This is a genomic window from Streptomyces sp. NPDC045022, from assembly GCF_056432605.1.
The window spans coordinates 115162-127951 of the sequence record NZ_JBWKIR010000003.1; the positions used below are offsets into that span (position 1 = coordinate 115162).

The following is a 12790-nucleotide window of genomic DNA, read 5'->3' on the forward strand; positions in this document are numbered from 1 at the left end:
GCCGCGGGGCCCGGTGCCCGGTCAGGCGCGCCCCGAGGCCCCCACGACCTGGCGCACCTGCGCCGAACCGAGCCGCTCGGCCGTTCGTTCGGCGGTGCGGTGGGCCCAGCGGCCGGTGGTGAGCAGACCGAGGACGAGTACGGTCAGGCCGCACGCGGCGAGGATCCACCAGCCGGGGCGGGCCGCCGAGACGAACACGTCCCGGTACGAGGACGAGCCGATGCCGGCGGCCAGGACGGCGCCGATCACGGCGACGCCGAGCGTCTGGCCCAGCTGCCTGCTCGTGGAGGCGACCGCGGCGGCGACTCCGGCCTGAGTGCGCGGCATGCCCGACACCGCCGTGTTGGTGATCGGCGCGTTCACGAAGCCGAAGCCGATGCCGAAGAGCACGTATCCGAGGAAGAGGGTGGTGTCCGACGTCTCGGCCTCGAAGGCCGCGAAGAGGACGCCCGCCGCCGTCATCGCCGTACCCGCCACGAGAAGCGGGAGCCGTGGGCCCCGGCTGCCCACCAGGCGGCCGGACAGCGGTGCGCACACGAACGTCGGGACGGCCATCGGCAGCATCCACAGGCCCGCGTGCAGGGCATCGAGGCCGCGCACGTTCTGCAGGTACAGGGTGGACAGGAAGAGGAAGCCACCCAGCGCCGCGAAGGCGCCGACGGCGATCACGGTCGCCCCGCTGAACGGCGCGGAGCGGAAGAAGTTCAGGTCGATGAGGGGTTCCGGGCGGCGGGACTCGTACCGCAGGAGGGCCAGCAGGGCCGCCAGGGCGACCGCGGCGAAGGGGGCCGTCGTGCCCAGGCCCGCGTCCGGCGCCTCGATGATCGCGTAGGTCAGCGAGCCGAACAGGGCGATCACCAGCAGCTGGCCGACCGGGTCGGGCCGGCGGCCCTTGGGCGCCCGGGACTCCGGGACGAAGCGGAGGGTGAGGAGGAGGGCCGCGAGGCCGACCGGGAGGTTGACCCAGAAGATCGAGCGCCAGCTCACCGACTGCACGAGCAGACCGCCGACCAGCGGTCCGGCCGCCATGGAGATGCCGACCACCGCACCCCACACGCCGATCGCGCGGGCGCGTTCCCGGCTGTCCGTGAAGGTGTTGGTGATGATCGACATCGCGACCGGGTTGAGCATCGAGCCGCCCACGGCCTGGACCATCCGGAACACGACGAGCAGTTCCAGGCTGGGTGCCAGGGAGCAGAGCAGGGAGCCGGCGGAGAAGACCACCAGGCCCGCCATGAAGACCTTCTTGCGGCCGATGCGGTCGGCCGTCGAGCCCGCGAGCATCAGCAGCGAGGCCAGGACGAGCGTGTAGGCGTCGATCGTCCACTGCAGGCCGGAGGTGTCGGCGTGCAGGTCGCGCTGCAGCGCGGGCAGCGCCACGTTCAGCACGGTGTTGTCGAGGCTCACGATCAGCAGGCTCATGCAGCAGATCGCGAGCACGAGCAGGCGTCGACGGTGGCTCAAGTCGTGCATGGTATGCATCGTAACCGATTTCGATAGTGCGGCTAACTAATGAGCCATACATCATCTTCTGCGGTCCGATGGCGTGCGGAGCGACCGGTACGGCAGGCCGAACCGGTGGCCGAGTGACGCGCCGGGTGAGGGACAATGGATGCTTGCCCTGTGCCGTACATCCGACAGATCCGCCCCGGAGCCCCGCGATGACCCACCCGCTCTCCATCGGCCCGCACGCCGTGGCGCCGCCCGTCGTGCTCGCACCCATGGCGGGGATCACCAACGCGCCCTTCCGCACCCTGTGCCGGGAGTTCAGTGGTGGCAAGGGCCTCTTCGTCAGCGAGATGATCACGACCCGGGCACTGGTCGAGCGCAACGACAAGACCATGCACCTGATCAAGTTCGACGCGACCGAGCAGCCGCGCTCGATCCAGCTGTACGGCGTCGACCCGGCGACCGTCGGCAAGGCCGTCCGCATGATCGCGGAGGAGGGCCTCGCCGACCACATCGACCTGAACTTCGGCTGCCCGGTCCCGAAGGTCACGCGCAAGGGCGGCGGCTCCGCCCTCCCCTACAAGCGGAACCTGCTGCGGGCCATCCTGCGCGAGGCGGTCGCCGGTGCCGGTGACCTGCCGGTGACCATGAAGATGCGCAAGGGCATCGACGACGATCACATCACCTACCTCGACGCGGGCCGCATCGCCGTCGAGGAGGGGGTCACGGCCATCGCCCTGCACGGTCGTACGGCCGCCCAGCACTACGGCGGCACCGCCGACTGGGACGCCATCGCGCGTCTGAAGGAGCACGTCCCGGAGCTGCCCGTGCTCGGCAACGGCGACATCTGGTCGGCCGAGGACGCGCTGCGGATGGTGCGGGAGACGGGCTGCGACGGAGTGGTCGTGGGGCGCGGGTGTCTGGGGCGGCCGTGGCTGTTCGCGGACCTGGTGGCGGCGTTCGACGGACGCACGTCCTTCGCCCGCCCGGCCCTGCGCGAGGTCGCGGAGGTCATGGTCCGCCATGCCACCCTCCTCGGCGAGTGGATCGGCGACGAGGCGCGCGGTGTCATCGACTTCCGCAAGCACGTCGCCTGGTACCTCAAGGGCTTCGCGGTCGGCTCCCAGATGCGCAAGCGGCTCGCGATCACGTCTTCCCTGGAGGAGCTGCGGGCCGGCCTGGACGAGCTGGACCTCGACCAGCCGTGGCCCGTGGGCGCCGACGGGCCCCGTGGCCGTACGTCCGGCAACAACCGGGTGGTGCTGCCGGACGGCTGGCTGAAGGACCCGTACGACTGCGCCGGCGTCAGCGAGGACGCGGAACTGGACACCTCCGGCGGCTGAGCCGGCCTCTCGGCCCATCCGGCTGGACCGGCCACGAGCCGACCGCCACGGGGCTTCGCCCCGGGCCCCGGCCGGCTGTCAGCGCTTCCTGGGGTGCGGAGTCGAGCCGTACGCCGTCAGGAAGCGGTCCCGGAAGGAACTCATCTTCCACACCGGGGCGTCGTGCGCGGGCCGCAGGCCGTCCGTCCAGCCCCAGTCGGCGATCTTGTCCAGCACCTTGGGATCCTTCGCGACGACCGAGACCGGCACGTCACGGCTGGCGTGATTGCCGCTGACCCGGGCGATGGGCTGGTGGTCGCCGAGGAACACCAGGACGGTGTTGTCGTTGCCGTACCGTTCCAGCCACTGGGTGAGCGCGGTCACCGAGTACTGGATCGACTTGCCGTACTCCTGACGGGACTTGCCCGTGTCGGCGATGACGTCGGCCGGTTTGTTGCCCGCCGCCTGGATGTCCTGGAAGACCGAGCCGTCGCCCAGCTGGTTCCAGCCCACCATCTTCGGGATCGGGGCCCAGGGCTGGTGGCTGGAGGTCAGGATGAGCAGCGACATCCGCGACTTGCCGTCGGCCGGCCGCTTGCTGTGCACCCGTTCCTGGTACTGCTGCAGCGCGTACTGGTCGGGCATGGTCGACCAGCTGAACTTGGGTCCCTGGTAGCCGAGCTGGAAGGCGTTGTAGACCTTGTCGAGGCCGTACCACTTCTGCTCCGGCCACCCCTTCTGCACACCCGGCATGACACCGACCGTGTCGAACGCGTTCGTCTTCTGGAACGCCTCCGTCAGGCTGAGGTGGTCGCTGGCCATGACGGTGCGGTAGCGCTGCTGGTTGCTGATCCACAGACCGGACATGGCGGTGGAGTGGCCGAGCCAGCTGCTGCCGCCGTAGGTCGCCGAGGTCAGCCAGCCGCTCTTGGCGTGGAAACCGGCCTTGGCCAGCGCCTTGGTGCGGGCGTCGAGCGTCCGGTCCACGCCGGGCGCCATGATCGGGTCCTCGATGGCGCTACGGCCGTAGCTCTCGATGAACGTGAAGATCATGTCCTTGCCGCGCAGATCCGGCACCAGCTGGCTGCCCGGGGTGTTCCCGAACGCGTCCACCCGGGCCACCTTCTTGAACTCCGCCTCGTCCTTGAGGGTGTCCGAGATCCGGCGGGCCTGGAGCTTCAGCGCGGTCGCCGTGCGGTCGGACGCGATCGGCACGCCGGCTATCTGCAGGCCGAGCGAGGAGCAGGTGATCCAGACGACCCCGGCGATCAGCGTGCCCCGGGTCGCGGTGCCGGTGTGCCGGGCGAGCAGGTTGCCCAGGCGGACCATGGACAGCGCCAGCAGGACGAAGAGGAGCAGGACGAGGGCGATCACGCCGGCCACGGCGGCGAGGGTGGTGGTGCGGCCGAGGGAGTCCTCCAGGTACGACTCCGCGTCGCCGAACAGGCTCCAGTCCAGGACGACGTTGAAGCCGCGGCCGAGGTACTGGTTGAAGCCCATGTCGAGCACGTTCAGTACGGTCATGGCCCCGAGCGCCACCCCGGACACCGCCGCCAGCACCACTCGGGGCCGGCGCGGCAGCGCCAGCATCACGGCGGCCCCGATGACGGCTTCCCCGGGTATGCGCGCGAACCTGGCCGGCCTGAGCCCCGCCATGGTGTTCGGCAGCACGAGCGCGGCGACGACGAGTGCGGCGGCGAGCACGGTGACCGTGACGGACAGGGCCTGCGCCGCCGCCGGGTGCTCCTCCCGCCGGCGCCGGACCCACGCCGACCAGAGGGCCCACGGGCGGCCGAAGGGCCGGTGAGGGGCCGCGGGGGTTTCGGCGGGGGCGGATTCAGCCGCCTCGGGTTCCAGCAGCTCGCCGTCTCCCGCCGCGCCCTCGGTCTCCCCGGCCGTACCCGCCGGCTGGCGCGTGCTCGTGTACTGAGACAACCCGAAGGCCTTTCCGTGCGAGACCCGTGACGCAATCTCGTACGGCTGCCCCCGCGCCCCTGTTCACCGCTCCTGGCAAACACCGGGCAAACCCCGGCGCGCTACACGCCCCCCACCGCCGTGAGCAACGCCAAGGGCGCCGCGGCCGATCGGGACTCGCGCACGCACGCGTGCGGGTACGGAACCGGCTCCGGGTGGGTGTCGCGGCCGTAGCCCGCCAGCACCTCCGGCAGCCGGTGCCCGGTCGCCGCCGCCGCGTCGACCAGCGCGTGGGCGACCGTACGGGCCTCGTCGTGCAGGCCGTAGCGGGCCAGACCCAGGGTGATCAGCGCGTTGTCGTGCGGCCAGACCGAGCCGCGGTGGTAGGAGAGCGGATGGTACGCCGACTGCCCGGAGGCCAGCGTGCGGACGCCCCAGCCGGAGAAGAAGTCCGGTTCGAGCAGCCGTCGGCCCACCACCTCGCCGAACTCCTTGTCCAGCAGCCCCGACCACAGCAGGTGCCCGGCGTCGGACGCCAGCGCGTCGATCTGCCGGCCCTCCCCGTCCAGCGCGAGCGCCGGGAAGGAGTGCTCCGCCATCCAGAAGTCCCGCTGGAAACGGTCCCGGAGGTCGGCCGCCGCCTGCTCCAGCAGCGCCGCGTACGTCTCGTCGCCCCACACCGTGCGCGCCACCCACGCCGTGCGGCGCAGCGCGTCGTACGCATAGCCCTGGGCGCCCGCCGCCATCACCGCCCCGGTGGGCCGGGAGCCGTCCGCGCAGCAGATGGCGCCGGGGGAGTCTTTCCAGTTCTGGTTGGCGAGGCCGCCCTCGTCGGCGCGGTAGACGAGGTAGCCGCGCGAGGTGAGGCCGCCGTGGTCGAGCATCCAGCCGATGGCGGCGCGGGCGTGCGGCTCCAGGCGGCGGGCCAGAGCCGTGTCCGACGTCCGCTCGACATACGTCCCGAGCAGGATCAGGAACAGCGGGGTGGCGTCGACCGAACCGTAGTAGCGCCCGAACGGCACCTGCCCGAAGTGCGCCAGCTCGCCGTGCCGCACCTCGTGCACGATCTTGCCGGGCTGGGCGACCGGGGACACACCGGTGCCGGTCGCCTGGGTCGCGGCGAGCGCGGGGAGCGTGGCGGCGGCCAGCCGTGGGCGGTACGGCAGCGCGAACAGGGAGGTGAGCAGGGCGTCCCGGCCGAGGAGCGTGAGGAACCAAGGGGCGCCCGCGGCCGGTACGCGCAGCTCCTCGCCGTCCGGTCCGGTGGCCGGTACCTGGAGCGCGGCCAGGTCGGCGAGGCCCCGCGCGCAGGCCGCCGCCAGCTCCGGCCAGCCGGTCGGGAAGGCCACGCCCTCCATGAACTCGTCTTCCCCGACCAGGAGTTGTTCCTGGACGGCGGCCGGATCGCGCGGCACGCGCAGGGCGCGTTTCTCGCCGTGCGGGCGGGCCATCACCCGCAGCACCAGCCGGGTCGTGCCGTGCGGTGCCAGGTCGAGGGTCCACACCAGGCGCCGGGCGCCCGTGCCCGTCTCCTCCACGGCGTCGGGAGCCGGGTCGGCCGTGATGGTCGTACAGGACCGCCACTCGGCGCGCCGGTAGGTGAACTCGATGCCGTCGCCCAGGACCGCGCGCGAGCGCTGGGCGCCGGCCTTGACGTAGGTGCGGTGGTCGGAGCGGAGTTCGAACTGATCGGTGAAGTCGGCGTCGACGGTGAGGGCCAGCCGGATCGTCGTCGGCACCGGGCGGTTGCTGGTCACCCGGAGCGACTCGACGAACGAGCTGTCGCCGACGGCCTGTTCACGGAAGAGGGTGTGCGCCGGGGGCTCCTGCCGGCCGCCGCGCGGGACCAGCACACAGCGGGCCGCGTCCCCCTCCGCGACCGGGCTGAGCACCTCGGGCACCGCGCCGTCGACGGTGAGCTGCCAGCGGCTGAGGTGCCGGGCGTCCCGTACGAACAACCCGTCCGGGGCGCTGCAGTTCCGCACCCCGCTGATGTCGCCCCGGTCGCCCACGGCGGCGAACGTCGCCCCGTGCACGAGCAGATGATGCCGGTCCGTCATCCCCGGTCCCCTCCCTTGTCACTGGTGTCGAACGTGCCGGTGCCCGTCGGGGACACGCCCTGTCCTGGGTGCTCATGAAGCTCGTGGCGCAGTTCCTGGTGCAGGTCCAGCGCGAGCGCGGCCGTCCAGCTGAAGCCGGTCGCGCCGCAGGCCTCGCCGGTGTACGGGTCGACGTACTCGGCGAAGTCGGTGGCGTCGGCGAGGTCGAGGACCGCCGCGCGCAGGGCGTCGGCCGCCGCCCGCTCGCCGTGGGCGCGCAGCCCGCGCTCCAGCAGCCAGTTCGTGTTGAACCAGGCCGGGCCGCGCCAGTACCGGTGCGGGTCGAAGGCCTCGCCGAGCAGGTCGTAGCTCGGGACGAGCCGGGTGCGGTCGCCGAGCGAGAAGTGGGGCCCCTGGACGGTGCGGACGAGCGCGGCGGCGATGTCCCGGGGCAGGCCGGGCAGCAGCAGCGGGATCAGCCCGGAGACACTGCGCTCACCGATCAGCCCCTCGCCTCGCAGATCCCGGCACAGGAACATCCCCGCCGCCGGCTCCCACAGCCGCTCCACCAGCGCCGCCGTCAGCCGCTCGGCGCGCGCGTGCCGGGCGGTGCCGGCCGCGCCCAGCTCCTCGGCGATCCACGCCAGCGCGTGCTCGGAGGCGATGAGGAGGGCGTTGAACGCCGGGTCCTCCACGGCGAACCCGCCCGCCCGACTCCCACCCACACCCGCCCTCTCGACCGAGGCCCCGCGGGCCGCCCCCTCGTCCACCCCGTCCGCGTATCCCGCGTCCCGGTAATCGGCGGCCAGCCGCACATACCGTCCGTAGTCCAGGTCCGTCGGCCGGTCCTCGGGTGCGCCGTGGTCGAGGTCGGCGCGGCGGAAGGAGCGGGCCGGGGCCGGGGTGATCCGGCCCAGCGGGGCGTCCCAGCAGGGGCTGTTGTCCATGCCCTGCTCCCACGGGTGGACCACGGACACCAGCCCGCCGCCGCCCAGGTCGCGCCGGTGCAGCAGATACCGGTGCCAGGCGGCCAGCCGTGGATGGACCCGGGCGAGGAAGCCCCGGGCCCGGGACAGGACGGGGTCGGCGCGGTGCACCAGCCAGGCCGCCAGCGCGTGCACCGGTGGCTGCACGATGCCGGACGTCTGTACGGTGCGCGGGGCCCCCGCACGGTGGCCGGCGGTGGCGGAGCGCCAGAAGTCGGGGCTGGGGAAGTAGGCGTCCAGCGGTACGGAGGAGTTGAAGACGATGTGCGGGACGCGCCCGTCGGCCCACTGGGCCGCCAGCAGGGTCTCCAGCTCGGTCTGGGCCCGCAGCGGCGAGACGTGCCGCAGGCCGATGGCGATGAACGCCGAGTCCCACGACCACTGGTGCGGATACAGGTTCCGGGAGGGGACCGTGGAGCCGCCCGTCCAGTTGGCGTCGAGCACCCGGGCGGCCCTGACGTGCAGGGGCGTACCGGAGGGGGGCGGATCGTACGCGATCTCGTACTGCGTGAGATGGGCAGTGAGCTGGGCAGTGCGATCCACTCGGGGCTCCCCGAAAAGACGTCCGGCCGGCCGGGTTCGGTCGTGGCTACCGTAGAGTTACGTCTATTTAACACGCAAAACCCAATATGTAATGCAGGCTTGAGAAACACAAGGGGGTGCGCATGACCGGACGTCCGGGCCGGACCGGGAAGGCCTCGCGGGTCGGCAGTCAGGCCGGCGTCGGCGATCTGCTCCAACTGGTGCGCAGTGGCCGGGCCGTGACGCGTGGTGCGCTCCAGCAGGCGACCGGACTGTCCCGCGCCACCGTCGGCCAGCGCCTGGACCGGCTGTTCCGGGCCGGCTGGCTGCGCGAGGGCGCCGGCGGCCCGGTCGGCTCGCCGCTCGGCGGACGCCCCGCCATCACCCTGGAGTTCGACGACTCCCACGCCGTGGTCCTCGCCGCCGACCTCGACACCCGGCACGCCCGCGCGGCCGTCCTCACCCTGACCGGCGAGATCCTGGCCGAGCACTCCGGCACGCTGGTGGTCGAGGAGGGACCGGAGACGGTGCTCGGTGAACTCGGGCGGTGGCTCGCCGAGTTGCTGGAGAAGGCCGGGCATCTCCCGGTGGAGGTCTGCGGTATCGGGCTCGCGGTGCCCGGTCCGGTGGACAGCGAGACCGGCCGGGTGGTGCAGCCCCCGATCATGCCGGGCTGGGACGGCTACGACATAAGAGGCCGCCTCTCCCGCGCCTTCACCGAGCACACCGGCGCCCCGGCCGTACCGGTCCTCGTGGACAACGACGCCAACCTCATGGCCTACGGCGAACAGCGCGCCGGACACCCGGACTGCACGGCGTTCGTGCTGGTCAAGGTGTCGACCGGGATAGGCGCCGGGGTCGTGGTCGACGGCTCGATCTACCGGGGTGTCGACGGCGGCGCGGGCGATCTCGGGCACATCCGGGTCGGCGCGGACGCGCTGTGCCGGTGCGGTTCGTACGGCTGTCTCGCCGCCGTCGCGAGCGGGGGTGCCGTGGCCCGGCGGCTCGCGGAGTCCGGCGTGCCGGCCGCGTCCGGCGCGGACGTGCGGGACCTGCTGGCCGCCGGGCACCCGGAGGCCGCCGCGCTGGCCCGGGAGGCCGGGCGCCGGGTCGGTGACGTGCTGGCGACCGTCGTGACCCTGCTCAACCCGGGGGTGCTGATGATCGCGGGGGATCTGGCCGGAACCCCCTTCCTCACGGGTGTGCGTGAACTGCTCTACCAGCGGGCGCTGCCGCGCTCCACGGCCCACCTGGACGTGGTCACGTCCCGGCTGGGGGAGCGGGCCGCGCTCATCGGAGCGGGGGCGCTCGTCGTGGAACACCTGTACGCGCCGGCCCGGGTGGAGGAGCGGCTCATGGCGATGGGCGTGTGAGGGCCGCGCCGCACCTCTGTGACAGGCGTGTTTGCCCCGCGTTTCGGTTCCGGAGGGCGTCCGCATGGTGAAATCCCGCTCGCTGTGGCAGCGTGATTCTCGCCACCCTTGATAAGGGTTCCGCTCAGATGAGCGGATCAAGCGCGACTGCACTTCTCCAAGGGGTGGCACTCGGTGCCACCCCGTGATCGTTCATCGATCGAACTCAATCGTGGCAACTGGCGCTCAGTTGAGCGGAAAGCCGCACCGGTGAAGGTCCTTGCGTTCAAGAAGTGAAAACATCGGCCCCCCTTGGCTTGCCAAGCCTTGACTTTCGATCCGCTGGCGGACGGGTGGTTACAGGCGCATGACGCGCAAGTGGACGTACCCACAGACCTTCGATCTGGGTATGTTCCTCGCCGTCAGGGCAGCCACCGCGGCCTCAAGGAGTCGAGACCCGTGTCGGAAAACAAAGAACCCCACGTAGCGAAGTTCGTTTACGACTTCACCGAGGGCAACAAGGACCTCAAGGACCTCCTCGGCGGCAAGGGTGCCAACCTCGCCGAGATGACCAACCTCGGTCTTCCGGTCCCTCCCGGCTTCACCATCACCACCGAGGCCTGCAAGGTCTACCTGGAGAGCGGTGAGGAGCCCGCGGCACTGCGTGACGAGGTGAGTGCGCACCTCGACGCCCTCGAGCAGAAGATGGGCAAGAAGCTCGGGCAGGCCGACAACCCCCTGCTCGTATCGGTCCGTTCCGGCGCCAAGTTCTCCATGCCCGGCATGATGGACACGGTCCTGAACATCGGCCTCTCCGACAAGTCGGTGCAGGGCCTGGCCAAGCAGGCCGGCGACGAGCGGTTCGCGTGGGACTCCTACCGCCGCCTCATCCAGATGTTCGGCAAGACCGTCCTCGGTGTCGACGGCGACCTCTTCGAGGAGGCCCTCGAGAAGGCCAAGGAGGCCAAGAAGGTCACGGTCGACACCGACCTCGAGGCCGCCGACCTGAAGAAGCTGGTCACCACCTTCAAGAAGGTCGTCAAGAAGGAGGCCGGCCGGGACTTCCCGCAGGACCCGCGCGAGCAGATGGACCTCGCCATCAAGGCGGTCTTCGACTCCTGGAACGGCGACCGCGCGAAGCTCTACCGCCGCCAGGAGCGCATCCCGCACGACCTCGGCACGGCCGTCAACGTCTGCTCCATGGTCTTCGGCAACCTCGGCCCCGACTCCGGCACCGGCGTCGCCTTCACCCGTGACCCCGCCTCCGGCCACCAGGGCGTCTACGGCGACTACCTGCAGAACGCCCAGGGCGAGGACGTCGTGGCGGGCATCCGCAACACCGTCCCGCTGGCGGAGCTGGAGCAGATCGACAAGAAGTCGTACGACCAGCTCATGCAGATCATGGAGACCCTGGAGAACCACTACAAGGATCTCTGCGACATCGAGTTCACCATCGAGCGCGGCCAGCTCTGGATGCTGCAGACCCGAGTCGGCAAGCGCACCGCCGGCGCGGCGTTCCGCATCGCGACCCAGCTGGTGGACCAGGGCCTGATCGACGAGACCGAGGCGCTCCAGCGCGTCACCGGCGCCCAGCTCGCCCAGCTGATGTTCCCGCGCTTCGACGAGCAGGCCAGGGTCGACCAGGTCGGGCGCGGTATCGCGGCCTCGCCGGGCGCGGCGGTCGGCAAGGCGGTCTTCGACTCCTACACCGCCGTGAAGTGGTCCCGCTCGGGCGAGAAGGTCATCCTGGTCCGCCGGGAGACCAACCCCGACGACCTGGACGGCATGATCGCCGCCGAGGGCATCCTGACCTCGCGCGGCGGCAAGACCTCCCACGCGGCCGTCGTCGCGCGCGGCATGGGCAAGACCTGTGTCTGCGGCGCCGAGGAGCTGGAGGTCGACACCAAGCGCCGCCGGATGACGGTGCCCGGCGGACACGTCGTCGAGGAGGGCGACGTCATCTCCATCGACGGTTCGAGCGGCAAGGTGTACCTCGGCGAGGTCCCGGTCGTCCCCTCCCCGGTCGTGGAGTACTTCGAGGGCCGGATGCACCCGGGCGCCGACGACGCGGACGAGCTGGTCGAGGCGGTCCACCGCATGATGGCCTTCGCCGACCGCAAGCGCCGCCTCCGGGTGCGCGCCAACGCCGACAACGCCGAGGACGCGCTGCGCGCCCGCCGCTTCGGCGCCCAGGGCATCGGCCTGTGCCGCACGGAGCACATGTTCCTCGGTGACCGCCGCGAGCTGGTCGAGCGCCTGATCCTGGCGGACACCGAGGAGGAGCGCGAGGCGTCCCTCAAGGCCCTGCTGCCGCTGCAGAAGAAGGACTTCGTCGAGCTGTTCGAGGCGATGGACGGCCTCCCGGTCACCGTCCGCCTCCTCGACCCGCCGCTGCACGAGTTCCTCCCGGACATCACCGAGCTGTCGGTCCGCGTGGCCCTCGCCGAGTCCCGCCAGGAGCCGCACGAGAACGAACTGCGGCTGCTCCAGGCGGTCCACCGGCTGCACGAGCAGAACCCGATGCTCGGCCTGCGCGGCGTACGCCTGGGCCTGGTGATCCCCGGTCTGTTCACCATGCAGGTGCGCGCGATCGCCGAGGCGGCGGCGGAGCGCAGGGCGGCCAAGGGCGACCCGCGCGCCGAGATCATGATCCCGCTCGTCGGCACGGTCCAGGAGCTGGAGATCGTCCGCGAGGAGGCGGACCGGGTCATCGCGGAGGTCCAGGCCGCGACCGGCACGTCGCTCAAGCTGGCGATCGGCACGATGATCGAGCTGCCGCGCGCCGCGCTGACGGCGGGCCAGATCGCGGAGGCCGCGGAGTTCTTCAGCTTCGGCACGAACGACCTGACCCAGACGGTCTGGGGCTTCAGCCGCGACGACGTGGAGGCCTCCTTCTTCACGGCGTACCTGGAGAAGGGCATCTTCGGCGTCTCCCCGTTCGAGACGATCGACAAGGACGGCGTCGGCTCCCTGGTGAAGGCGGCGGCGGAAGCGGGCCGGCGTACCCGACCCGACCTCAAGCTCGGCGTCTGCGGCGAGCACGGCGGCGACCCGGAGTCGGTGCACTTCTTCCACGAGGTGGGCCTGGACTACGTCTCCTGCTCCCCGTTCCGCATCCCGGTCGCCCGCCTCGAAGCGGGGCGCGCGGCCACCCAGTCGGCGGGCAGCGACCACCGGTAGGCCCACCCGGCCAGTGGAACCCCGGA

General features: G+C 71.6%; 7 protein-coding genes. 3 read left to right on the forward strand and 4 right to left on the reverse strand.

Annotation, left to right across the window (positions count from 1 at the left end; all coding sequences use genetic code 11):
* Nucleotides 1-21: 21 nt before the first annotated feature.
* Nucleotides 22-1473: an MFS transporter gene (locus AC07C1_RS06685; protein WP_478937364.1), complete on the reverse strand. Its 1452-nt coding sequence runs from the start codon at nucleotides 1471-1473 to the stop codon at nucleotides 22-24.
* 188 nt (nucleotides 1474-1661) lie between these two features.
* Here AC07C1_RS06685 and dusB point away from each other — a divergent pair, with 188 nt between their 5' ends.
* A complete protein-coding gene (gene dusB, locus AC07C1_RS06690) occupies nucleotides 1662-2792 on the forward strand; it encodes a tRNA dihydrouridine synthase DusB (RefSeq protein WP_478937365.1) in 1131 nt (376 codons plus the stop codon).
* Between the two features lie 78 nt (nucleotides 2793-2870).
* Here dusB and AC07C1_RS06695 read toward each other — a convergent pair whose 3' ends face one another.
* The 3 genes from AC07C1_RS06695 to AC07C1_RS06705 form a co-directional block, all read right to left on the reverse strand.
* Complete coding sequence (locus AC07C1_RS06695; RefSeq protein ID WP_478937367.1) at nucleotides 2871-4706, reverse strand: alkaline phosphatase family protein; 1836 nt, start codon at nucleotides 4704-4706, stop codon at nucleotides 2871-2873.
* Nucleotides 4707-4807: 101 nt separating this feature from the next.
* Nucleotides 4808-6745 (reverse strand): amylo-alpha-1,6-glucosidase, encoded by a 1938-nt coding sequence (locus AC07C1_RS06700; protein ID WP_478937368.1) that lies wholly within the window; start codon nucleotides 6743-6745, stop codon nucleotides 4808-4810.
* A complete protein-coding gene (locus AC07C1_RS06705; protein WP_478937369.1) occupies nucleotides 6742-8253 on the reverse strand; it encodes an MGH1-like glycoside hydrolase domain-containing protein in 1512 nt (503 codons plus the stop codon). Before AC07C1_RS06705 ends, AC07C1_RS06700 begins: the two co-directional genes overlap by 4 nt.
* Nucleotides 8254-8375: 122 nt before the next feature.
* On the opposite strand from AC07C1_RS06705, the gene AC07C1_RS06710 reads away from it, so the two are divergent.
* Nucleotides 8376-9605 (forward strand): ROK family transcriptional regulator, encoded by a 1230-nt coding sequence (locus AC07C1_RS06710; protein WP_478937371.1) that lies wholly within the window; start codon nucleotides 8376-8378, stop codon nucleotides 9603-9605.
* A 438-nt stretch (nucleotides 9606-10043) separates the two neighbouring features.
* Nucleotides 10044-12764, forward strand: coding sequence for a pyruvate, phosphate dikinase (ppdK, locus tag AC07C1_RS06715; RefSeq protein WP_478937372.1), 2721 nt, complete (start codon nucleotides 10044-10046; stop codon nucleotides 12762-12764).
* The last annotated feature ends 26 nt before the right edge of the window (nucleotides 12765-12790 follow it).